Source organism: Streptomyces sp. NPDC102467, from assembly GCF_044765445.1.
Lineage (GTDB): Bacteria > Actinomycetota > Actinomycetes > Streptomycetales > Streptomycetaceae > Streptomyces.
Map to the genome: position 1 here is coordinate 196,361 of NZ_JBIWKA010000007.1, position 22,018 is coordinate 218,378.

Here is a 22,018-nt window from a genome sequence, read left to right on the forward strand (position 1 = left end):
GGTCGTGCTGGGGTCGTGCTCGGTTCAGCGTTGGTAGCGGTCGAGGATGTGGTTGCCGTCCGCCGCCAGGCGCTTGCGGAGCTCATCGATGCCGAACGCGCCGTTGTAGTACTCCTGGTAGGCCGGAGTGGCGATCTTGTCCTTCCACTCCGCGTAGCCGCGCACCCCGAGCACCGGGGACGGGCGCAGGGTCGCCGCTATGTCGGCTCCCGTCTTCCAGCCGTACTTGTCCGTGGTGAGGGACGGGTCCTTGAGCGCCTTGCTGCTCGTCGGCAACAGCCAGTCCCCGCGCGCCAGTTGGACCTGGTGCTCGGCCTGCGTGAGGTAGGCGATGAAGTCGGCCGCCGCTTGCTTGTGCGTGCTGTCCTGGGAGACCGAGAGGGTCTGGGGGGCCGTGCCCTGCGCCAGGCCGCCGGCACCGGACGGCATGGGGAGCACCGTCCAGTCGAAGTTCTTCGGTGCTTGCTGCTGGACCTGCTGGCGGTACGAGAAGTTGAGCGGCAGCATCGCGTAGCGGCCCGCGAAGAATCCGGGCAGCGTGTCCGAACCCGCCATGCCGAGGCCCGACTTGGGTGCGGTGCGGTCCTTGTTGACCTGCCGGTTGATGAGCTGGGCGACGGCCGAGTCCGCGGTGTCGTAACGGATCTCGTTCTTGCCGTCCTCGTCCTTGTAGAAGATCTTGCCGTCGGTGGAGAGGGAGAGGTTCACCGATTGGCTGACCGGCTCCTTCATCGACCACGCCACGCCGTAGCTCTCCGGCTTGCCGTCCTTGTTGGTGTCGTGCGTCAGCTTTTTGCTGACGGTCTCGAACTCGGCCCAGGTCCACGGGTGTTGGGCCGTGGGGAGGCGGATACCGGACTGCTTCAGCAGCTTTGTGTTCGCGATCAGTACGCGTGGTTCCTGGAGGAACGGGACGCCGTATGTCTTGTGCTCGTAGGTCGTCGTGTCCCAGGAGGCCTGGGGGATGTCCTTGCGCAAGGAGGCGGGGAGGTACTTCGTCAGGTCGGCCAGGTAGCCGCCGTTCGCGAAGTCCGTGAGGTCGGAGGCGTCGTCGTGGAAGATGTCCGGCGCCTCGCCGCCCTCGAAGGAGGTGAGGAGCTGGTCGTGGATGTTGTCCCAACTGCCCTGTACGTATTTGACTTTGATGTGCGCGTGGGTGTCGTTCCAGTGGGCGACCAGTGCTTTGTTGGCGTCCACCGATTCCTTCTGCCAGGCCAGGCTCAGGAATTCGAGGGTGACCTCGCCGTTCGTCGTGTTCCCGTTGCCGCCGCAGCCGGCCAGGAGGGAGAGGCAGAGGGTGGCCGTGGCCGCCGCTGTGATCCGTCGGGTGCGCATCAGCCCTTCACCGCCCCGCTGAGCATGCCGCCCACCAGCCTGCGCTGGAGCAGCCCGAAGAAGAGCAGGCTGGGGATGGTGGCGAGGACCGAGGCCGCCGCCAGCGGGCCCAGGTCAGCGACGCCCTCGGCGCCGAGGAAGCGGGTGAGGATGACCGACATCGTCTGGTTCTCCGGGGACTTGAGCAGCACGAGGGCGAAGAAGAACTCGTTCCAGGCCGTCACGAAGCTGAACATCAGCGTCGCCACCAGGCCGGGGGCCAGCAGGGGGAGCACCACGCTCGTGAGCGTGCGCAGGCGGCCCGCTCCGTCCATCGCCGCCGCCTCTTCCAGGGAGCGCGGCACCGACTTCACGTAGCCCTGGAGCATCCAGAGCGAGAAGGGCAGGTTCCAGACGACGTAGACGATGATCAGGCCGGGGATGCTGTCGATCAGGTGCAGGTTCTTCAGGACCAGGAAGAGCGGGATGATCACCAGGACGAACGGGAACATCTGGCTGACCAGGATCCAGACCGTGCCCGCCTGGCTCACCCGCGACCGGTAGCGGACCATCACGTACGCCGCCGGGACCGCAAGGCCCACCGAGATCACCGACGCGCTGACCGCGACGATCAGGCTGTTCAGTGCCGAGTGGAGGAGCGGTTGCGCGTCGAAAGCTGTTCTGTAGTTGTCCAGGCTCGGGTGCTGGGGAAGCCATGTCGGGTTGATCGAGCCCAGCTCTTGCGGGGACTTGAACGATGTCGACAGCAGCCAGAGGAGGGGGAACGCCAGGAAGATCAGGTAGCAGAGCAGGGACAGGTACTGGCCTGCCCGGCCCGCCGCGCGCCGGGCGCGGACCTTGGGGAGCGTCGTACTCATGCTGCGTCCTCCTTGAGCCGCTTGCGCAGGAACAGGGTGAGGAGGACCGCGATCACCGCGATCATGACGAGGCCCATCGCTGCGGCGTACCCGAACTGCCCGTATTTGAAGGCCTCTTCGTAGGCGAACAGCATCGGCAGGCGGGTCTTTCCGCCCGGACCGCCCTGGGTGAGGACGTACACCAGGCCGAAGGAATTGAAGTTCCAGATGAAGTTCAGCGCCGTGACGGAGAGGACGATCGGTTTCAGCGCCGGCCAGGTGACCGTCGTGAAGCGGCGCCACAGGCCCGCGCCGTCCAGTTGGGCGGCCTCGCGCAATTCGTGCGGCACGTTCTGCAGGCCTGCCAGGAGGACGACCGTCGTCTGTGGCATGCCCGCCCACACGCCTACGACGATCACCGCGGGCAGCGCGTAGGAGAGGTCCGAGAGCCAGTCGATGTTCTCGTGGATCATGCCGAGCTGGGTGAGGGTCTTGTTGAGGATGCCCGCGTCCGAGTGGTAGACGAGGCGCCACATGATGCCGACCACCACCTCCGGCATCGCCCACGGTACGAGTGCGAGCGTGCGGGCCAGCCAGCGGAAGCGCAGGTTCTCGTTGAGCAGCAGGGCCAGGCCCATGGCCAGCACGAACTGCAGCGCCGTGACGCACACCGCCCAGATCAGGCCGATGCGGAACGACTCCCAGAAGAGGCTGTCGTGGCGCAGGTCCAGGAGGTTGTCCAGGCCGACGAACCGGGTCGGTGAGGTGCGGCCCGCCTGCGAGTCGGTGAACGCCAGCGCGATGCCGTAGAGGAGCGGGCCCACGCTGAGTATCAGGATCGGGACCAGCGCGGGGAGCAGCAGGAACCAGGCGCCCCGGTCCAGACCGAGCGCTTTCTTGCGCTGGTCCGGGGTGCGGGGCGGCGGTGTGCCGCGGCTGCCCGGGACGGCACTGTCCCGGGAGGCGGTGAGACTCATGGATCGAACCTCGCGACTCTCAACTGTCGGGCGCCGCCCGGCCCGTGGAGGCGCGGACGACGAGGCGGGGAGGGGCGGTGCTGCTGTGCGGAGTGGGGGAGTCAGGGGTGCCGAGGCGCTCCAGGAGCAGTTCGGCGGCGCGTCGGCCACGCTCGGTGGAGCCGAGGTCGACGCTGGTCAGCGGGGGCCAGCCGGCCTGCGCGAGGACGCTGTCGTCCATGCCCGCGACGGCGACGTCCTCGGGTATGCGCAGGCCGCGGGCGTGCAGGGCGCGGGCGGCGCCGAGCGCCAGCTGGTCGTTGGCGCAGAAGACCGCGTCGGGGGATCGGTTCAGCAGGGCGTCCGTGGCCTCGGCGCCCGATCCGATGCCGAAGTCGGTGTGCACGACGAGCGCCGGGTCGTATCCGAGGCCGCAGTCGGCGAGCGCCGCCCGGTAGCCCTGGTGGCGGTTGTGGCCGGGGACCGTGTCGGCGGGGCCGTTGACGAAGGCGATGCGGCGCCGTCCGGTCTCGTACAGGTGGCGTACGGCCAGCGCGGCGCCCGCGACGGAGTCGGCGCGCACGCTGTCCACGGGCACGTCGTCCGGCAGGGACCCGATGACCACGACGGGACCGGCCGCGTCGCGGAGCGCCCCGATGTGGTCGTCGGTGATGCGGATGGGGCAGATGATGAGGCCATCGCTGGTGCGGTCGCCGAGGCTGCGCAGGACGGCCAGCTCGTCGTCGACGACCGCGTCCGTGGAGTGCAGGAGCAGGCGGTAGCCGGCCGCTTTCGCCACCGACTGGATGGCGCGGACCATCGCGACGTAGACCGGGTTGCCGATGTCGGGCATCGCGAAGGTGAGCTGCCGGGTGCGGCCGTCCTTGAGGGAGCGGGCCACCGCGTTCGGCACGTAGCCGAGCTCGGCGGCGGCGCGCTCGACCCGCTCGACGGTGTCGCGGCGGGCGCCCAGACCGTTGAGGACGCGGGAGACGGAGGCGATCGAGACGCCCGCGCGCTCGGCGATGGAGACGATCGTCGGCTGGCCCCGTTGGGGCGACGCCGCTGTTTTTGCCACTCTTTTGCCCCCTTGCGCCTGATTCCTGTAAACGTTTCCGGCAGCTGGAAACGTTTACAGATCCTGCTGTCAGAGTTCCCGCTCCGTCAACGGAGCCATCGCGTGATCCATCTCACGGGTGAGTTCGGGAAGGCCCAGGTCGGCGACTGCTCTGTGCGTTGCGCAGGGCGCAAAACCGCAGGTAAGTACGGCCTTCCTTGCTAGCGGAGGCGTTTTTTCGCGCGTACTTTCGGGTTCTGTAGACGACCTAGGGGAGCGGGGATCACGAGCATGGCCATCATCGAGACCGAGGCGACACTCCACGACGCGCATCGGGACAACCACACCCACCGCGACGTCAACGGGGGCTGGCTGCGTCCCGCGGTGTTCGGCGCGATGGACGGCCTCGTCTCCAACTTCGCGCTGATGGCCGGTGTCGCGGGCGGCGCCGTCTCGCAGCAGACGGTGATCATCACCGGTCTGTCCGGGCTTGCCGCGGGCGCCTTCTCCATGGCGGCCGGCGAGTACACCTCCGTCGCCTCCCAGCGCGAGCTGGTCGAGGCCGAACTCGACGTCGAGCGCCGCGAGTTGCGCAAGCATCCGGCCGACGAGGAGCGCGAGCTCGCCGAGCTGTACGTGTCCCGTGGCGTCGAGCCCGAGCTGGCCGCGGAGGTCGCCCGGCAGCTGTCGAAGGACCCCGAGCAGGCCCTGGAGATCCACGCCCGTGAGGAGCTCGGCATCGATCCCGGCGATCTGCCCTCGCCGATGGTCGCCGCGGTCTCCTCGTTCGGCTCGTTCGCGCTCGGCGCCCTGCTGCCCGTCCTGCCCTATCTGCTGGGGGCGAGTGACCTGTGGCCGGCCGTGGTGCTCGCGCTGCTCGGGCTCTTCGCGTGCGGGGCCGTCGTGGCGAGGGTGACGACGCGGTCGTGGTGGTTCAGCGGATTGCGGCAGTTGGCCCTGGGCGGTGCCGCCGCGGGTGTGACGTATCTCCTGGGCACTCTTTTCGGATCCGCAATAGGTTGACGGTTCGCAGGTCGTGGCCGGAAGATGGCTATACAGGGCAATGCATAAGTAGTCGTTTCCGGACTGTTTCGACTACTTGACCACGGGGCATGAGCCGTAAGCGCTGTGGGCAATGAGGCCCGCGGCGCGCACCGCCCGTCGGCCCCCCGGTCACCGATCTGTCCGCCAGGGCCACCTTCCGCCGCCACCCGCGGTGTCCGCATGCTGGAACGGAGTATCCGGTTCCCGAGATACGTTCCATCATGTAACCTGCACGAAATTTTGCAGCAGCATGAGCTTCACGAGCACTTCAGCAGTACTGCTGCAGCACATCAGCAGTACTTATCCAGTAATTCGCAGAGGGCCAACGTCGTCCCTCGGCACGCAAATGCCACGACGACGACGGGAGAGCCGATGCGTACGCCGCGCCAGCCGTCCCAGCATTCCAACAACGGCCGGGTCACCACGAACCGGTCGCACATGGATGCTCGCCCTGCCGCCCAGGGCATGTACGACCCGCGCAACGAGCACGACGCCTGCGGCGTCGGCTTCGTGGCCACCCTCACCGGTGAGGCGAGCCACGCGCTGGTCGAGCAGGCGCTCACGGTTCTGCGCAACCTGGAGCACCGCGGTGCCACCGGCTCCGAACCCGACTCGGGTGACGGCGCGGGCATCCTGTCCCAGGTGCCGGACGCCTTCCTGCGCGAGGCGGTCGACTTCGACCTGCCCGAGGCCGGTGCGTACGCCGTCGGTATCGCCTTCCTGCCGGAGGAGGACACCGAGTCCTACGTCTCGCGGATCGAGACGATCGCCGCCGAAGAGGGCCTGACGGTCCTCGGCTGGCGCGAGGTCCCGGTCGCCCCGGGACTGCTCGGCGCCACCGCCCGCTCGACGATGCCCGTCTTCCGGCAGATCTTCGTCGCGGACGGCAGCAGCACGGGTATCGCCCTCGACCGCGCGGCGTTCGTGCTGCGCAAGCGTGCCGAGCGCGAGGCCGACGTGTACTTCCCGTCGCTCTCCGCCCGCACCATCGTCTACAAGGGCATGCTGACCACCGGCCAGCTGGAGCCCTTCTTCCCGGACCTGTCCGACCGCCGTTTCGCCTCCGCGATCGCGCTCGTGCACTCCCGGTTCTCCACGAACACGTTCCCGTCGTGGCCGCTGGCCCACCCGTACCGTTTCGTCGCGCACAACGGTGAGATCAACACCGTCAAGGGCAACCGGAACTGGATGCGGGCCCGCGAGTCCCAGCTCGCCTCCGAGCTGTTCGGCTCGGCCGGCCACGGCCAGGAGACGCTGGACCGGATCTTCCCGATCTGTACGCCGGACGCCTCCGACTCCGCGTCCTTCGACGAGGTCCTCGAACTCCTCCACCTCGGCGGGCGTTCGCTTCCGCACAGCGTCCTGATGATGATTCCGGAGGCGTGGGAGAACCACGACTCCATGGACGCCGACCGGCGCGCCTTCTACCAGTACCACTCCACGCTGATGGAGCCCTGGGACGGCCCGGCCTGCGTCACTTTCACCGACGGCACCCAGGTCGGCGCCGTTCTCGACCGCAACGGTCTGCGCCCCGGCCGTTACTGGGTCACCGACGACGGCCTCGTCGTCCTCGGCTCCGAGGTCGGCGTGCTCGACATCGACCCGGCGAAGGTCGTCAAGAAGGGCCGGCTGCAGCCCGGCCGGATGTTCCTCGTCGACACCGCCGAGCACCGCATCATCGAGGACGACGAGGTCAAGGCAGGACTCGCCGCCGAGCAGCCGTACGGCGACTGGCTGGAGACCGGCGAGATCGAGCTCTCCGACCTGCCCGAGCGCGAGCACATCGTGCACACGCACGCCTCCGTCACGCGCCGCCAGCAGACCTTCGGCTACACCGAGGAAGAGCTGCGCATCCTCGTCGCGCCGATGGCCAAGACGGCCGCCGAACCGATCGGCTCGATGGGCACGGACACCCCGATCGCGGCCCTCTCGGCCCGCCCGCGGCTCCTCTTCGACTACTTCACCCAGCTGTTCGCGCAGGTCACGAACCCGCCGCTGGACGCCATCCGCGAAGAGCTCGTCACCTCGCTGCGCTCCTCGCTGGGCCCGGCGGGCAACCTGCTCGAGCCCACGGCCGCCTCCTGCCGCTCGGTCACCCTGCCCTTCCCGGTGATCGACAACGACGAGCTGGCCAAGCTCATCCACATCAACGCCGACGGCGACATGCCCGGCATGAAGGCCGCGACCCTGTCCGGCCTGTACCGGGTCTCCGGTGGCGGCGACGCGCTCGCCGCCCGCATCGACGAGATCTGCACCGAGGCCGACGCCGCCATCGAGGCCGGCGCCCGCCTGATCGTGCTCTCCGACCGGCACTCCGACGCCGAGCACGCGCCGATCCCGTCGCTGCTGCTCACCGCCGCCGTCCACCACCACCTCATCCGTACGAAGCAGCGCACCCAGGTGGGTCTGCTCGTCGAGGCCGGTGACGTGCGCGAGGTCCACCACGTGGCCCTGCTGATCGGCTTCGGCGCCGCGGCCGTCAACCCGTACCTGGCGATGGAGTCGGTCGAGGACCTGGTCCGCGCCGGCACGTTCCTGCCCGCGGACGAGGACGGCGGGGCCGAGCAGTCCATCCGCAACCTGATCTACGCGCTCGGCAAGGGCGTCCTGAAGGTCATGTCCAAGATGGGCATCTCGACGGTCGCCTCCTACCGGGGCGCCCAGGTCTTCGAGGCCGTCGGCCTCGACGCGGCCTTCGTCGAGAAGTACTTCAGCGGCACGACCACCAAGATCGGCGGCGCCGGTCTGAACGTCATCGCCGAAGAGGTGGCCGCCCGTCACGCCAAGGCGTACCCGGTCACCGGTATCGCCCCGGCGCACCGCGCGCTCGACATCGGCGGCGAGTACCAGTGGCGCCGCGAGGGCGAGCCGCACCTGTTCGACCCGGACACGGTCTTCCGCCTCCAGCACGCGACGCGTTCGCGCCGCTACGACATCTTCAAGAAGTACACGGGCCGGGTGAACGAGCAGTCGGAGCGCCTGATGACGCTGCGCGGCCTGTTCGGCTTCAAGTCCGAGGGCCGCCAGCCGATCTCGATCGACGAGGTCGAGCCGGTCTCCGAGATCGTCAAGCGGTTCTCGACCGGCGCCATGTCGTACGGCTCGATCTCGCAGGAAGCCCACGAGACCATGGCCATCGCCATGAATCAGCTGGGCGGCAAGTCCAACACCGGTGAGGGCGGCGAGGACGCGGAGCGTCTCTACGACCCGGCGCGCCGGTCCAGCATCAAGCAGGTCGCCTCCGGCCGCTTCGGTGTGACCTCCGAGTACCTGGTCAACGCGGACGACATCCAGATCAAGATGGCGCAGGGCGCCAAGCCCGGCGAGGGCGGCCAGCTGCCCGGCCACAAGGTCTACCCGTGGGTCGCCAAGACGCGTCACTCGACGCCCGGCGTCGGGCTCATCTCGCCGCCGCCGCACCACGACATCTACTCCATCGAGGACCTGGCTCAGCTGATCCACGACCTCAAGAACGCCAACCCGGCCGCACGTATCCACGTGAAGCTGGTGTCGGAGGTCGGTGTCGGCACCGTCGCCGCGGGTGTCTCCAAGGCGCACGCGGACGTCGTCCTCATCTCCGGCCACGACGGCGGTACGGGTGCTTCGCCGCTCACGTCGCTCAAGCACGCGGGCGGCCCCTGGGAGCTCGGTCTCGCCGAGACCCAGCAGACCCTGCTGCTCAACGGCCTGCGTGACCGCATCGTCGTACAGACCGACGGCCAGCTGAAGACCGGCCGCGACGTGCTCATCGCCGCGCTGCTCGGCGCCGAGGAGTTCGGTTTCGCGACCGCGCCGCTCGTCGTCTCCGGCTGCGTCATGATGCGCGTCTGCCACCTGGACACCTGCCCGGTCGGTATCGCGACCCAGAACCCGACGCTGCGCGAGCGGTTCGCAGGCAAGCCCGAGTTCATCGTGAACTTCTTCGAGTTCATCGCCGAAGAGGTCCGCGAGCTCCTCGCCGAGATGGGCTTCCGCACCATCGAGGAGGCCGTCGGCCACGCCGAACTCCTCGACACCGAGCGGGCCGTGAACCACTGGAAGGCGCAGGGCCTCGACCTGGAGCCGCTCTTCTACGTTCCCGAACTCCCCGACGGCGCCGTGCGCCACCAGCTGATCACGCAGGACCACGGCCTGGAGAAGGCGCTCGACAACGAGCTCATCAAGCTCGCCGCCGACGCCCTCGCCGCGGGCGACCAGACCGAGGCCCAGCCGGTCCGCGCCCAGGTCGCCATCCGCAACATCAACCGCACGGTCGGCACGATGCTCGGCCACGAGGTGACGAAGAAGTTCGGCGGGGCGGGACTGCCCGACGACACCATCGACATCACCTTCACCGGCTCGGCGGGCCAGTCGTTCGGCGCGTTCGTGCCACGCGGTGTGACCCTGCGCCTGGAGGGCGACGCCAACGACTACGTCGGCAAGGGCCTCTCCGGGGGCCGCATCGTGGTCCGCCCGGACCGCGGCGCCGACCACCTCGCCGAGTACTCGACGATCGCCGGCAACACCATCGCCTACGGTGCGACGGGCGGCGAGCTGTTCCTGCGCGGCCGCACCGGCGAGCGCTTCTGCGTCCGCAACTCCGGTGCCACGGTCGTCTCGGAGGGCGTGGGCGACCACGGCTGCGAGTACATGACCGGCGGTCACGCGGTGGTCCTCGGCGAGACGGGCCGCAACTTCGCGGCCGGCATGTCGGGCGGTGTCGCGTACGTCATCGACCTGAACCGCGACAACGTGAACGGCGCGAGCGTCGCGGCGGTCGACGTCCTGGACGACACCGACAAGCAGTGGCTGCACGACGTCGTGCGCCGCCACGCGGAGGAGACCGGCTCGACGGTCGCCGAGAAGCTGCTGGCCGAGTGGGCGGTGTCGGTGGAGCGCTTCAGCAAGATCATCCCCAGCACGTACAAGGCAGTGCTCGCCGCCAAGGACGCCGCCGAGCGAGCGGGTCTCTCCGAGACCGCGATCACCGAGAAGATGATGGAGGCGGCGACCAATGGCTGATCCCAAGGGCTTTCTCAACCACGGCCGAGAGGTCGCCGAGACCCGTCCGGTGGACGAGCGCGTCAAGGACTGGAACGAGGTCTACGTTCCCGGCTCGCTGCTCCCCATCATCAGCAAGCAGGCGTCGCGCTGCATGGACTGCGGCATCCCGTTCTGCCACAACGGCTGCCCGCTGGGGAACCTGATCCCCGAGTGGAACGACTTCGCGTACCGCGAGGACTGGTCCGCGGCGCAGGAGCGGCTGCACGCGACGAACAACTTCCCCGAGTTCACGGGCCGGCTCTGCCCCGCCCCGTGCGAGTCGGCGTGTGTGCTCGGCATCAACCAGCCGCCCGTCACCATCAAGAACGTCGAGGTCTCGATCATCGACCAGGCGTGGGACCGCGGCGACGTCGCGCCCCAGGCCCCGGAGCGCCTCTCCGGCAAGACCGTCGCGGTCATCGGCTCGGGCCCGGCCGGACTCGCCGCCGCCCAGCAGCTGACGCGGGCCGGTCACACGGTCGTCGTCTACGAGCGCGCGGACCGCATCGGCGGCCTGCTCCGCTACGGCATCCCCGAGTTCAAGATGGAGAAGCGCCACATCAACCGCCGCATCGAGCAGATGCGCGCGGAGGGCACCAAGTTCCGTACGGGTGTGGAGATCGGCCGCGACATCGACGCCAAGAAGCTGCGCAAGCGCCACGACGCCGTGGTGATCGCCGCGGGCGCCACGGTCTCCCGCGACCTGCCCGCCCCGGGCCGCGAGCTGAACGGCGTCCACTTCGCGATGGAGTACCTGCCGCTCTCCAACAAGGTGCAGGAGGGCGACTTCGTGCAGCCCCCCATCACCGCCGAGGGCAAGCACGTCGTCGTCATCGGCGGCGGCGACACCGGCGCGGACTGCGTGGGCACCGCCCACCGCCAGGGCGCGGCCTCGGTCACGCAGCTGGAGATCATGCCGCGTCCCGGCGACGACCGGGACCCGCTCTCGCAGCCGTGGCCGACCTTCCCGATGCTCTACAAGGTCACCTCCGCGCACGAGGAGGGCGGCGAGCGGGTCTACTCCGTCTCGACGACCCACTTCGAGGGCGACGAGGACGGCAACGTCCAGGCGCTGCACCTCACCGAGGTCGAGTTCATCGACGGCAAGCTCACTCCGAAGCCCGGCACCGAGCGCAAGATCCCCGCACAGTTGGTCACGCTCGCGATGGGCTTCACCGGCACGGATCAGGAGAACGGCCTCGTCTCCCAGTTCGGCCTGGACCTCGACGCCCGCGGCAACATCGACCGCGACGCCGAGTTCCAGACCAACGTCCCCGGCGTCTTCGTCGCCGGCGACGCGGGCCGCGGCCAGTCCCTGATCGTGTGGGCCATCGCGGAGGGCCGCTCGGCCGCCCGCGGCGTGGACCACTTCCTGACCGGCGTCTCGGAACTCCCGGCGCCCATCCGCCCGACGGACCGCTCCCTCATGGTGTGACGATCCGTCCCTGAACGTCCCGTACAACGGCGTACGGAACTGAGCGCGACGCCTGCCCCACTGTCCCCGACCGGACGACTGGGTGGGCGTCGCGGTGCGTCCGGACCCTCCTATGTCGTTGCCGGCTGTCAGCCTGAACTCGCCTTCAGCTCCTCGAACGTGACCGCCGCGTCCTCGCTGTACGCCCCCACCCGGCCCGCGCCGTAAGGCCGTTCGGGGTCGGTGAACGTCACCAGAGGCTTGTCGTCCACCGTCACCTTCATGGTCGCGCCGCGCTGCTCCACCCGCACGTCGGACCAGTCGCCCACCGGATACGTCCCGTGCCGCGTGGCCAGGAAGCGCTGGCCGCCCGGATAGGCGGGATCGCGTTTGCCGAGCTCCCAGCCGTTCGGCTTGAGGGTGATGTAGTAGAAGTGCTCCGGGTCGGTGTACGCCCAGACCAGCCAGGGGACTTCCCACGGATTCGGGGTGGGTTCGCGCAGCTGCTTCTCGGTCCGCATCCGCGCCTCGTACCGCACGTCGGTGTACGAGGCGGTGCTGACGACCAGGCCCGCGTGCGTGGTGCCGGGGTCCTCTGCGGGCCTCGGCGACAGCGAGAGGGCGTCGTCGTCGCCGATGTTCGTGCCGTGGCCGTTGAAGACCGAGAGCCACCGGCCGTGCGTGGAGCCGTCCTTCCACGGCACGGTCGGCGGCTCGGGATCACCGGCCCCGCACCGGCTCAAGGCTCCCGCGAAAGCCGCGGTCAGCACCAGCGCCACGGCAAGGCCGGTGAACAGGCGCCCCCTGCGCCCCCGCGGAGCCGGCGGGATCCGCTCCCGCAGCACCGGCGGGATCCGAAAGCGGGAGCGCGGGGACAGCGGCGTCATGCGGTCGAGTACGGGCCCGGCGCGGTCAGGCCCACGGGCACATCGGCCGCGAAATCCTCGGCCAGCTGGGCCAGCACGCGCAGAGCGGCCTTGCCGTCGCCGAACGGATTGCCCGCCCGCCTCATCCGCTGGTACTCCGCCGGATCGTCGAGCAGTCTCGCCGCCCAGGTCACCAGGGCTTCCGGGTCGGTCCCGATCAGCCGGGCCGCGCCGGCCTCGACGGCCTCGGGCCGCTCCGTGGTGGTGCGCAGGACGAGCGCAGGCTTGCCCAGACTCGGAGCCTCCTCCTGGACGCCGCCGGAGTCCGTCAGGACGAGGTCGCACGCGGCGAGCGTCGCCGCGAAGTCGAGGTAGCCGAGCGGCTCCACCAGCGAGATGCCCCGCACGCCCGCCAGTTCGGGCAGCAGCGCGTCCCGCACGGCCGGGCTCTTGTGCAGTGGCAGCACGATCTCCACGTCACCCCGCCCGGCGAGCCGGGCCAGTGCCCGGCCCATGTCACGCATCCGCTCGCCCTGGTTCTCCCGGCGGTGCAGGGTGGCCAGGATCCGCCGGTCGCCGGTGCGGAACGCGGAGATGCCGGTGCCCTCGGCAAGCACCCACAGCAGGTTGTCGATCACCGTGTTGCCGGTGGTGAACACCTGCTCCGGGGGGATCCCCTCATCGGTCAGGTGTCGGGCCGCCGCAGCCGTCGGGGCGAAGTGCCAGCGGGCGATGCGGCTGATGAGTCTGCGGTTGAGCTCTTCCGGAAACGGGTTGTCGGGCACCCCGGTCCGCAGTCCGGCCTCGACGTGGGCGACCGGGATCTTCTCGTAGAAGGCGGCCAGGGCCCCCGCGAGAGCAGTCGTGGTGTCCCCTTGCACCAGCACCAGGTCGGGCCGGTGCTCGCGCATGACCTCGCCCAGTTCACGCACCAACCGGGCGGTGAGATCGGAGAGTTGCTGCCTGGTGCGCATGACATCCAGGGCGATGCGCGTGTCGACGCCCAGCATGTCGAGCATCTGATACAGCATCTCCCGGTGCTGACCGGTGGTGACGACGATCGGCTCGAAGTGTGCGCCGAGCGTCATTTCCCGTGCCACCGGGGCCAGTTTGATGGCTTCCGGCCGCGTGCCGAGTACGAGCATGGCGCGTACGGGCACGGCTGACGGGTGAGTGGACATGCGAGCTCCCGCGAAGGTGAAGGCGAAGGTGAGAGTGCGAGAAAGGTGGAGCGAACGGTGAAGTGGCCGGTGCGTGCCGGGCGTCGTGACGCCGCGGAGATCCGTCAGAAGGGCCCTAAGTGCGCGCGGTCTTCAGCCAGGCCCGCTGACCGGTGAGCATGCGCCAGAAACCCCACCAGCCGGCCGCGAACCAGATGTAGCCGTAGAACACGAAGACGTGCGCGATGAGCACGGAACGGACGAGGCCGAGATCGCGCTCACGCTTGGCGTACACGAAGCCGTACGCGTAGGCGACCGTGAACGAGAGCACGTACGGGCCGATCAGCCACATGGGCGAGACGAGCGGGTGCCCGACGCGGAACGAGGCCACGGTGGTGGCGGCGAGCGCGACGAGGAAGGACATCGGCAGCAGCGAGGTGAGCAGGATGAGCACCGGGCTGGAGAGGTGGTAGAGCAGATCGAGCGCGGCCCGGGTCGGCACGTCCCGCAGGATGAGCGGTACCAGATCGGCCGACTGCAAGTGGCCCTGGAACCACCGGGATCGCTGGCGGATCAGACGCCTGAGGCTGAGCACCGCCTGCTGGGAGACCGCGGCGGTGGTGCAGTGCTGGTTGGTCCACCCCTTGGCGATCAGCCGGACGCCGAGGTCGAGGTCCTCGGTGAGGCTGTCGCTCCACGGGCCGTCACCGTCCAGCGTGTCGAGCGCGGCGAGCCGCATGAACTGGCCGTTGCCGCCCATGCCGACGCTGCCGATGAAGCGGCGCGCGCTCTGGTAGACGTCGCCGTAGACGACGAACTCCATGTCCTGCATGCGGGCGAGCAGCCCGAGATGCCGGTTGTACATACGGACGCACACCTGCACCGCGCCGGTGCGCGGGTCGTCGAAGTACGGGTCGACGGACTCCACGACGTGCGCGTCGAGCCTGCCGTCCGCGTCGACCACGCAGACCACCACGTCCTCGGGGGCGTGCCCGTCCAACAGCCCGGACTCCCGGAGGTGGCGCACCCCGTCGTTGAGGGCGGCGCCCTTGCCCTGCCGCGCGTGCGGCGGGTTGCGCCGGTGCAGCCGGACCAGGGCCGGGTCGGCGGCCAGCGCTATCTGAGAGGTGCGGTCGTCCGATCCGTCGTCGATGACGAGCGCCATGAAATTTCGGGCCGGCAGGGAAATGATTCGCGCCAGGCTTTCCGAAAGAACTTTCTCCTCGTTGAGGCAGGCCAGCAGAAATACGTAGAATCGCTCTCTCCGCCTGTCGTCGGAATGGCGGGATCTGCGCCGTGAAAGCGTGAAGAGAGTGGTGTTGTAGAAACCGGCCATCACGATCAACGTCACGCTCGACCAGAGCAGTAAATCACTGATCACGACTGCTCCCGGCCGTGGTGCGCAGGATGCGTGTACGGCGACGCAGTCGTATTCGGGCCACCATTACCAGACAAGCCGTAAGGCAATAGAGCATGAATCCGGCCCCGGCCGCGGCCTGTAACCCCCTGGCCAGGGGCAGTCCCGGCAGTGCTTCCGGCGCCGCGATCGCCCCTGCCAGGGGCAGCATCGCCCCCAGAGCGGGTCTTCCGTACATTGTCCCCCCATATTTCACAGCGCATCCCGCGCACCCCGCGCATCCCCAATGCGCAAAAGGAACGTAGCAGACGCCCGGCCGGGCTCAGAACGGAACCCGAAAAGGACGCTCTTGACATTTTTCTTGATCGCTCACAAGAATCGCTAATTCCTGTTCGGTGAAAATCTTTGCTGATGATGGCAGAGTGGAGGAAAATAACGTTGAGGCCAGTGATACGCCGGCGCAGACGCGGAATCTCCGGGTTCACTTTCCTGTTACTGCTCGTCGCAGCGCTCCTGAGCGGCACTTTCATGGCCGCGGGCGGCGCCGGCGCCGACAACGCACCACGCCACGTCAACGAAACCGTCGTGAACCGGCCGGGCCTGAGCGGCATCGACCTCAAGGGCTGGGTGAAGGCGCAGGTCAGGGCCGACAAGGCCCGCCACAAGAGGCCGCACAAGAAGCAGCCGGAGAAGCCGCGCCAGAAGCCCACGGCCACCACACCCGCGGCCATGGCCGCCCCCGCCGCGGCCGCCGCCTCCCCGACCACCCTCGTGCTCTACGACACGGCCGGCGCCTACGGTCACCTGGGCGAGCTGTACGCCATGGCCGCCGCCAACCTCGCGGGCCACTTCGGTGACGTGACGACCAAGCCGGTCAAGGAGTACACCGCGGGCCTCGCCGGATCGTACGGAGCCGTGATCTACATCGGCTCGACGTACTACTGCTGCACCACCCCCGACGACATCCCCGCCGCCTTCTACCGGGACGTCTCCACCACGGCCACGCCCGTGATCTGGATGGGCGCCAACATCTGGAACATGGCGAACTCCGTCGGCGTAGCGCAGTTCACACAGAAGTACGGCTGGGACCCGACGACGTCGTACTACGAGGACGGCGGATCCGTCGGCACCGTGACGCAGGTGACGTACAAGAACCAAACCCTCACGCGGAAGATCCCGGCGGGCCAGGACGCCGGCGTACTGCGCCCCCACATCCTCACGGGCACCGGTCATCCAGCGGTCGCCCAGCTCGCGGAGGGCCTCGACAGCTCCAACGGACACACCTTCGGGTGGGCGGTCCGGTCGTCGAACCTCACCTACATCGGCGAGATCCCCTTCGCCTACGTGTCCGAGAGCGACCGGGTCATCGTCATCGAGGACCTGCTCTTCGACGCCCTCGCGCCCACCACACCCGAACGGCACCGCGCGCTGCTGCGCCTGGAGGACATCAGCCCCGACTCGGACCCGGCCGAACTGCGGACCATGGCGGACTACCTGTACTCACAGCACATCCCGTACGGCATCAACGTGATTCCGGTCTACAAGGACCCGAACGGCACCTACAACAACGGGGTCGCGCAGACGGTCACCCTCGCGCAGCGGCCGGACGTCGTCAGCGCCCTGAAGTACATGCTGGCCCGGGGCGCGGTCCTGATGAACCACGGTTACACCCACCAGTACGAGGCCGCCGCCAACCCCTACAGCGGGGTCAGCGCCGACGACTTCGAGTTCTACCGCGCGCACGTCGACGCGGCGGACAACGTGGTCTACGACGGCCCGGTAGCCGAGGACTCCACCGCCTGGACACAGGGGCGGGTGGCCGGCTCACTGGCCGAGTTCAACGCCGCGGGTCTGCCGAAACCGACGCTGTGGACCACCCCGCACTACGCGGCCTCCGCCGCCGACTACAAGGTGTTCGCCATCAACTACGCCGCACGCCTGGAGCGTTCGCTGTACTTCTCCGGAACGCTCGGCGGGAACTCCGCCGGACCCAACGTCTTCATCGGGCAGTTCTTCCCCTACACGGTGAAGGACGTGTACGGCACCAAGGTGCTGCCCGAGAACATCGGCAACTACGAACCGGACCCCTTCAACAACCACCCGCCGCGGCTGCCGGCCGATCTGATCGCCGCGGCCAAGGCCAACCTGGCCGTCCGCGACGGCGTCGCCAGCTTCTTCTACCACCCGTACCTGCCGACCCAGCCGTTGAAGGAAACGGTCGACGGCATCAAGGCCCTGGGCTACACCTTCGTCAGCCCGACGAGCCTGTGAGGGGAACCGCCCTCAAGAGGAGGGCCGCCGTCGTCGCCACGGTGGCGGCCCTCCTCGCCGCCGGGGCATGCACGACCTCCGGCGGCGGGGGACACCACGCCACCAACGCACCCTCCGGCTCCGCCCCGGCGAGCCGAGCCGTCCTGCGCGGCATCGCCCTGCCCTCCTGGTACCACAGCGACTACGACAGCCCGGCCGCCGACCGCTACCTGCGCGGCATCCGGGCCACCGGCGCCCGCTGGATCACCCTCACCCCGACCTGGTACCAGCGGCGCCGCACCGACTCCGCCATGCACCCCACCGAGGAGAGTGCCGCCGACGCGAGCCTGCGCAACATCACACTCCGGGCGCACACCCTCGGACTCAAGGTGATGATCAAGCCGCACGTCGACCTGACCGGCGGCGGCGACCGCGCCGACATCCGGCCCCGCGACCGCCGCGCCTGGTTCACCGCGTACCGGCGCTTCATCACCCACTACGCGGAACTGGCCACGGACACCGGGGCCGAGCAGTTCGCCGTGGGCACCGAACTCGCCGGCGTCTCCGGCGACCGCGCCGCCTGGCAGGACGTCATCGCGGCGGTCCGCGACCGCTACGCCCGGCCGCTCACCTACGCGGCCAACTACGACGAGTACCAGAAGATCCACTTCTGGCAGGACCTCGACGTCATCGGCATCGACGCCTACTGGCCCTTGGCCGAGACAGCCACCAGGGACGCCGCCCGGCTGCGCCGCGCCTGGGCACCCATCCGCGAACGCCTCGCCGCGTACGCACACGAGCAGGACCGGCGGATCCTGTTCACCGAAGCCGGATACGCCAGCCAGCGGGGGACCACGACGGCCCCCTACTCCTGGACCGTCAGCCGCGACCCCGCCCCCGCCGAACAGGCCGCCGCCTACCGGGCGTTGCTCGACACCTTCGACGGCCGGAGCTGGTGGGCCGGCGTGTGCTGGTGGATGTGGGACGACTGGCCCGACAGCGGCGAGACCCCGGAGCGGCTCGCGTACTCCCCGCGCGGCAAACCCGCCGAGGAGGTGCTGCGCGAGAAGTGGTCGGACTGAGACCCTGACTTCCCGAGAGCCTGCCTTCGAGAGCGGCCTTCAGGCCACGTGAAACGTCTCCCCGTACACCTTCCACGTCAGCGGCGTCTTCAGCGACAGGTTCCCGTCGTACAAGAAGCGCCGCTGCGCGGTGTCGATACGGGTCGTGTCCCGGTCCGGGTCCTTCGCCTTCATCGCCTTGCGGCGGATGTCCAGGTAGATGTCGAGATACGCCTTCTCGCTGCCGCCCTGCGACGGGGTGTCTGCCTGCTTCATGGCCAGCTCGCGCAGACCGTAGAAACCGTTCGGGCCGGTGCCGGGGCCGTGCAGGACCATCGCGTCGTAGTAGATGAACTGGCCCAGCGTCCCCAGACCGTCGAGTTTCGCGAGCCGGACCGCCGGGTCGAAGTAGACGCGGTCGCGCTCCTCGTCCTGCGCCGTGCGGAAGGCCGCCACCTTCGCCTCCGCCTTCCACGCCGCCGGGAAACCGGGGTCGAGGCCCTCGTGCGAATCCGAGCCGTCGACCTTGCGCAGGGCGGGGAGGTAGCGGGCCAGACCGTTGTCGGGGCGGCCCTTCGTATAGCGCTCCACCAGCGTGAGGAGGTCGTGGGTACCGGTGCAGAAGCCGATGATGCCCGCCGTGTACCCCTGGCCGTCGGCGATGTCCTCGATGTAGCCGTACTGGCCGCGCCAGTCGAGCGTGGAATTCTCGGCGCTGGCGACGATCTGCTGCGCGAGGTCCTTCTTGTCGGGGGCGGCGAGACCCGGCGGCAGATCGGCGATCAGCTCGTCGTCGGCCTTGCGCTCAGCGGCCGACCTGCCGTCCTCGTACGCCCGCGCGGAGGCGGTCGCCGACGTCCCGGAGGCGGGTGAGTCGTCGGTCCTGCCATCGGGGGACAGGAAGAAGACCACCGCCGTGGCGACGGGGGCCACGGCGAGGAACGAGAGGGCCAGGCAGCCTGCACGCTTCATGCGGGACAGAGTAAGCGGCTGCGCGGCACGGATGGATGCCCCCGCCCGCCATTTCGCCGCCCGGACCTACAGCGCCGCCACCTTCACCGCGGCCAGCACCACCAGCAGCAGAACCAGCACCCCGCACACCACGCCCTGCACCAGATTCCTGCGCTCCCGCGGCGCGTACACAAGGCCGACCGCCACCACGCCGCCCGTCAGCAGCCCGCCCAGATGCCCCTGCCACGACGTGAACCCGGCGGAGATCAGCATCCACAGCAGGAAGTACGCCATGAAGCGGTTGACCTGGCGCATGTCCGCCCCGAGCCGCCGCGCGATCACCCAGTACGCGGCACCGAGCCCGAAGACCGCGCCGGACGCCCCGAGCGTCGGGGTCTCCGGTGCGATCAGCAGCACCAGGACCGAGCTGCCGAGCGCGGACACGAGGTAGAGCGCCAGATAGCGGACCCGGCCCAGCTGGGACTCGACGATCCGGCCGAGGTTCCACAGCGAGACCATGTTCAGCACGATGTGCAGAATCCCGAACGCGCCCTCGGTGGGCGGCATATGAAGGAAGGCGCCGGTCAGCAGCCGGTACCACTCGCCCTCGGCCACCCCTTCGGCGTGAAAGTCCGCGGGGTAGTGGTCCTGGTAGACGTAGCCCGCCCCGTCCGGGCCGACCAGCCCCTGGCCGATCATCTGGAGCCGCTCGACGATGCCCGGCCGGATCACCTCGCCGAGGTAGACGAGGACGTTCACGGCCATCAGCGCGTACGTCGCCAGCGGCACGGCCGAGATCCGGCCACCGGCCACGGTGCGGGCCGTGCGCACCGACCGGCTCCCCGCACGCACGCACTCGGGGCACTGGAACCCGACGGACGCCTCGCGCATACAAGCAGGGCATATGGGCCGCTCACAGCGGACGCAGCCGACATGGGTCTCGGTGTCGGCGTGGCGGTAGCACGTGGGCGTCGTGGCGGACTGAGGGGTGGGTTCCACGGCCTGCTCCTGAGGTCATCGACGTGGGGCGGCGAACAACATAGCCACATCCCGCGCGCCTGGTCGGAGCGGGTGCGCCCGGCGTACCCTCGGCGTTCATGATCGACCCCGTCGTACGCCCGCTGCCCGCCGCCGACCGCACCCCCGTCGCCTGGAAGAACGGCGGCGGCGTCACCCGCGAGATCGCCGGATCGCCCCCGGGCGCGAGCACGGCCGATTTCCTGTGGCGGGTCAGCCTTGCCGAAGTGGCCGCCGACGGACCGTTCTCCGCGTTCCCCGGCGTCGACCGGACGCTCACCATGGTCGAGGGCGACGGGATGGAACTGACCGTCGGCGGCATCCCAGCCCTCGTCAACACCCCATACCAGCCAAGGGACTTCGCGGGCGACGTGGCCACCGACTGCCGACTGCTCGGCGGCCGCGTCGTCAACTTCAACGTGATGTGGCGGCGCGAAGGACTCGCCCAGCCACCGTCCGTCGCCGTCGTCCTCGGACGGCTGCCCCTCGCGCCGGGCGCAGCCCTCGTCGTCGCGCTCGCCGACGAAGGCGCGGAGGTGGCGGGACACGCCCTCGGCCGCTACGACGCCGTACTCATGGAAGGTCCGGCAGAGCTGCACGCGAAGGGGCCCGTCGCCGTCGTCACCGGGGTGTGACGCAGGGCATGCCCGGCCACCGGGCGGCCGGGCGCGTGGACCACAATGGGGACGTGCCTACGAAGAAGAAGCCCCAGGCCGCCCCGGCCGAGCGGCGCCGCGAGATCCTGGGGACCGCCGCCGAGGTCTTCGCCGCCCAGGGGTACAACGCCACCACGGTGCGCAAGATCGCCGACGAGGCGGGCATGCTCGCCGGCAGCCTCTACTACCACTTCGATTCCAAGGAATCGATGCTGGAGGAGATCCTGCGGACCTTCCTCGACGAGCTGTGGTCGGGCTACGACGCCGTGCTCGACGCGGAGCTCGGCCCCCGGCAGACCCTGGAGGCCCTCGTCACCGAGTCCTTCCGGGAGATCGACCGGCACCGCGCCGCCGTCGCGATCTACCAGAAGGAGGCCAGGCAGCTGGCCGCGCAGCAGCGGTTCGAGTTCCTCGCCGACTCCCAGCGCCGCTTCGAGGAGACCTGGCTGACCACGCTGGAGCGCGGGGTCGCGGGCCAGGTGTTCCGCGCGGACCTCGACATCCGGCTCACCTACCGGTTCGTGCGCGACACGGTTTGGGTGGCCGCGTCCTGGTATCGACCGGGCGGACACCACCGTCCGGAGGAGATCGCCCGCCAGTATCTGGCCATGGTCCTCGACGGGATCGCGGAGCGGTGAGGAAGCGTGCTAAGATCAGCAGCGTTGCAGTTTTGGTACCCATAGACTTTATGTGCGCCTGACGGAAACCTCCTCAGGCGCATTATTGTTTTGCCGGGGCGTTCTCGGAATGGGGGGCTGCTACCTGTTTCAAGGAGAATTACATGGCCACCGGTACCGTGAAGTGGTTCAACTCGGAAAAGGGCTTCGGCTTTATCGAGCAGGACGGCGGCGGCGCTGATGTCTTCGCCCACTACTCGAACATCGCCACCTCGGGCTTCCGCGAGCTCCAGGAAGGCCAGAAGGTGACCTTCGACGTCACCCAGGGCCAGAAGGGCCCCCAGGCGGAGAACATCCTCCCCGCCTGATCTCAGCATCACCGGGCCGGGGTCCGCACCATCACGGTGCGGGCCCCGGCT

Annotated in this window: 17 protein-coding genes; 8 read left to right on the top strand and 9 right to left on the bottom strand. The window is 69.2% G+C overall.

The window, feature by feature from the left end:
* Positions 1–24: 24 nt before the first annotated feature.
* Genes ACIREE_RS16280 through ACIREE_RS16295 form a run of 4 tightly spaced genes read right to left on the bottom strand, consistent with a single transcriptional unit; the run spans position 25 to position 4,205 of the window.
* Positions 25–1,335, bottom strand: coding sequence for an ABC transporter substrate-binding protein (locus tag ACIREE_RS16280; RefSeq protein WP_404151628.1), 1,311 nt, complete (start codon positions 1,333–1,335; stop codon positions 25–27).
* Positions 1,335–2,192 carry a carbohydrate ABC transporter permease gene (locus ACIREE_RS16285; protein ID WP_404151630.1) on the bottom strand — a complete coding sequence of 286 codons (858 nt, stop codon included), beginning with the start codon at positions 2,190–2,192 and terminating at the stop codon, positions 1,335–1,337. The genes ACIREE_RS16280 and ACIREE_RS16285 overlap by 1 nt, the downstream gene beginning before the upstream one ends.
* A complete protein-coding gene (locus ACIREE_RS16290) occupies positions 2,189–3,148 on the bottom strand; it encodes a carbohydrate ABC transporter permease (RefSeq protein WP_404151632.1) in 960 nt (319 codons plus the stop codon). Before ACIREE_RS16290 ends, ACIREE_RS16285 begins: the two co-directional genes overlap by 4 nt.
* 19 nt (positions 3,149–3,167) lie before the next feature.
* Positions 3,168–4,205 (bottom strand): LacI family DNA-binding transcriptional regulator, encoded by a 1,038-nt coding sequence (locus tag ACIREE_RS16295; RefSeq protein WP_404151634.1) that lies wholly within the window; start codon positions 4,203–4,205, stop codon positions 3,168–3,170.
* Between the two features lie 270 nt (positions 4,206–4,475).
* Between ACIREE_RS16295 and ACIREE_RS16300 the strand changes: the two genes are divergently transcribed.
* The 3 genes from ACIREE_RS16300 (at position 4,476) to ACIREE_RS16310 (ending at position 11,685) form a co-directional block, all read left to right on the top strand.
* On the top strand, positions 4,476–5,207 hold the full coding sequence (locus tag ACIREE_RS16300; protein ID WP_404151636.1) for a VIT1/CCC1 transporter family protein: 732 nt from the start codon (positions 4,476–4,478) through the stop codon (positions 5,205–5,207).
* A 393-nt stretch (positions 5,208–5,600) separates the two neighbouring features.
* Positions 5,601–10,229 carry a glutamate synthase large subunit gene (gene gltB, locus ACIREE_RS16305; RefSeq protein WP_404151639.1) on the top strand — a complete coding sequence of 1,543 codons (4,629 nt, stop codon included), beginning with the start codon at positions 5,601–5,603 and terminating at the stop codon, positions 10,227–10,229.
* A complete protein-coding gene (locus ACIREE_RS16310; protein ID WP_404151642.1) occupies positions 10,222–11,685 on the top strand; it encodes a glutamate synthase subunit beta in 1,464 nt (487 codons plus the stop codon). The genes gltB and ACIREE_RS16310 overlap by 8 nt, the downstream gene beginning before the upstream one ends.
* Before the next feature lie 128 nt (positions 11,686–11,813).
* On the opposite strand, the gene ACIREE_RS16315 is transcribed toward ACIREE_RS16310, so the two are convergent.
* The 3 genes from ACIREE_RS16315 to ACIREE_RS16325 all read right to left on the bottom strand — a co-directional run bounded on the left by ACIREE_RS16315 (position 11,814) and on the right by ACIREE_RS16325 (position 15,026).
* Positions 11,814–12,551 carry a family 16 glycoside hydrolase gene (locus tag ACIREE_RS16315; protein WP_404151645.1) on the bottom strand — a complete coding sequence of 246 codons (738 nt, stop codon included), beginning with the start codon at positions 12,549–12,551 and terminating at the stop codon, positions 11,814–11,816.
* Positions 12,548–13,711 carry a non-hydrolyzing UDP-N-acetylglucosamine 2-epimerase gene (wecB, locus tag ACIREE_RS16320; RefSeq protein ID WP_404151648.1) on the bottom strand — a complete coding sequence of 388 codons (1,164 nt, stop codon included), beginning with the start codon at positions 13,709–13,711 and terminating at the stop codon, positions 12,548–12,550. The genes ACIREE_RS16315 and wecB overlap by 4 nt, the downstream gene beginning before the upstream one ends.
* A 115-nt stretch (positions 13,712–13,826) precedes the next feature.
* The gene (locus ACIREE_RS16325; RefSeq protein WP_404152308.1) at positions 13,827–15,026 is read right to left on the bottom strand and encodes a glycosyltransferase; all 1,200 of its coding nucleotides are present in this window, start codon (positions 15,024–15,026) and stop codon (positions 13,827–13,829) included.
* A 468-nt stretch (positions 15,027–15,494) separates the two neighbouring features.
* Here ACIREE_RS16325 and ACIREE_RS16330 point away from each other — a divergent pair, with 468 nt between their 5' ends.
* Both ACIREE_RS16330 and ACIREE_RS16335 read left to right on the top strand, forming a co-directional pair.
* Positions 15,495–17,318, top strand: coding sequence for a DUF2334 domain-containing protein (locus tag ACIREE_RS16330; protein WP_404152311.1), 1,824 nt, complete (start codon positions 15,495–15,497; stop codon positions 17,316–17,318).
* A complete protein-coding gene (locus tag ACIREE_RS16335; RefSeq protein WP_404151651.1) occupies positions 17,315–18,379 on the top strand; it encodes a glycoside hydrolase family 113 in 1,065 nt (354 codons plus the stop codon). The genes ACIREE_RS16330 and ACIREE_RS16335 overlap by 4 nt, the downstream gene beginning before the upstream one ends.
* Before the next feature lie 39 nt (positions 18,380–18,418).
* Here the strand turns inward: ACIREE_RS16335 and ACIREE_RS16340 are convergent, their stop codons facing one another.
* Complete coding sequence (locus ACIREE_RS16340) at positions 18,419–19,330, bottom strand: chitosanase (RefSeq protein WP_404151654.1); 912 nt, start codon at positions 19,328–19,330, stop codon at positions 18,419–18,421.
* Positions 19,331–19,396: 66 nt separating this feature from the next.
* Positions 19,397–20,308 (bottom strand): rhomboid family intramembrane serine protease, encoded by a 912-nt coding sequence (locus tag ACIREE_RS16345; protein ID WP_404151657.1) that lies wholly within the window; start codon positions 20,306–20,308, stop codon positions 19,397–19,399.
* Positions 20,309–20,406: 98 nt separating this feature from the next.
* Here ACIREE_RS16345 and ACIREE_RS16350 point away from each other — a divergent pair, with 98 nt between their 5' ends.
* From ACIREE_RS16350 to ACIREE_RS16360, 3 genes are all read left to right on the top strand, one after another.
* Entirely contained in the window at positions 20,407–20,961 is a 555-nt protein-coding gene (locus tag ACIREE_RS16350; RefSeq protein ID WP_404151659.1) for a HutD family protein, read from the top strand.
* A 53-nt stretch (positions 20,962–21,014) separates the two neighbouring features.
* Positions 21,015–21,620 (top strand): TetR/AcrR family transcriptional regulator, encoded by a 606-nt coding sequence (locus ACIREE_RS16355; RefSeq protein ID WP_404151662.1) that lies wholly within the window; start codon positions 21,015–21,017, stop codon positions 21,618–21,620.
* A 143-nt stretch (positions 21,621–21,763) separates the two neighbouring features.
* Positions 21,764–21,967: a cold-shock protein gene (locus ACIREE_RS16360; RefSeq protein WP_005318814.1), complete on the top strand. Its 204-nt coding sequence runs from the start codon at positions 21,764–21,766 to the stop codon at positions 21,965–21,967.
* The last annotated feature ends 51 nt before the right edge of the window (positions 21,968–22,018 follow it).

Coding starts and splice junctions, on each gene's coding strand:
- ACIREE_RS16280 (WP_404151628.1), bottom strand. CDS start 1,335: ATGCGCACCCGACGGATCACAGCGGCGGCCACGGCCACCCTCTGCCTC.
- ACIREE_RS16285 (WP_404151630.1), bottom strand. CDS start 2,192: ATGAGTACGACGCTCCCCAAGGTCCGCGCCCGGCGCGCGGCGGGCCGG.
- ACIREE_RS16290 (WP_404151632.1), bottom strand. CDS start 3,148: ATGAGTCTCACCGCCTCCCGGGACAGTGCCGTCCCGGGCAGCCGCGGC.
- ACIREE_RS16300 (WP_404151636.1), top strand. CDS start 4,476: ATGGCCATCATCGAGACCGAGGCGACACTCCACGACGCGCATCGGGAC.
- gltB (WP_404151639.1), top strand. CDS start 5,601: ATGCGTACGCCGCGCCAGCCGTCCCAGCATTCCAACAACGGCCGGGTC.
- ACIREE_RS16310 (WP_404151642.1), top strand. CDS start 10,222: ATGGCTGATCCCAAGGGCTTTCTCAACCACGGCCGAGAGGTCGCCGAG.
- ACIREE_RS16315 (WP_404151645.1), bottom strand. CDS start 12,551: ATGACGCCGCTGTCCCCGCGCTCCCGCTTTCGGATCCCGCCGGTGCTG.
- wecB (WP_404151648.1), bottom strand. CDS start 13,711: ATGTCCACTCACCCGTCAGCCGTGCCCGTACGCGCCATGCTCGTACTC.
- ACIREE_RS16325 (WP_404152308.1), bottom strand. CDS start 15,026: ATGGCCGGTTTCTACAACACCACTCTCTTCACGCTTTCACGGCGCAGA.
- ACIREE_RS16340 (WP_404151654.1), bottom strand. CDS start 19,330: ATGAAGCGTGCAGGCTGCCTGGCCCTCTCGTTCCTCGCCGTGGCCCCC.
- ACIREE_RS16350 (WP_404151659.1), top strand. CDS start 20,407: ATGATCGACCCCGTCGTACGCCCGCTGCCCGCCGCCGACCGCACCCCC.
- ACIREE_RS16360 (WP_005318814.1), top strand. CDS start 21,764: ATGGCCACCGGTACCGTGAAGTGGTTCAACTCGGAAAAGGGCTTCGGC.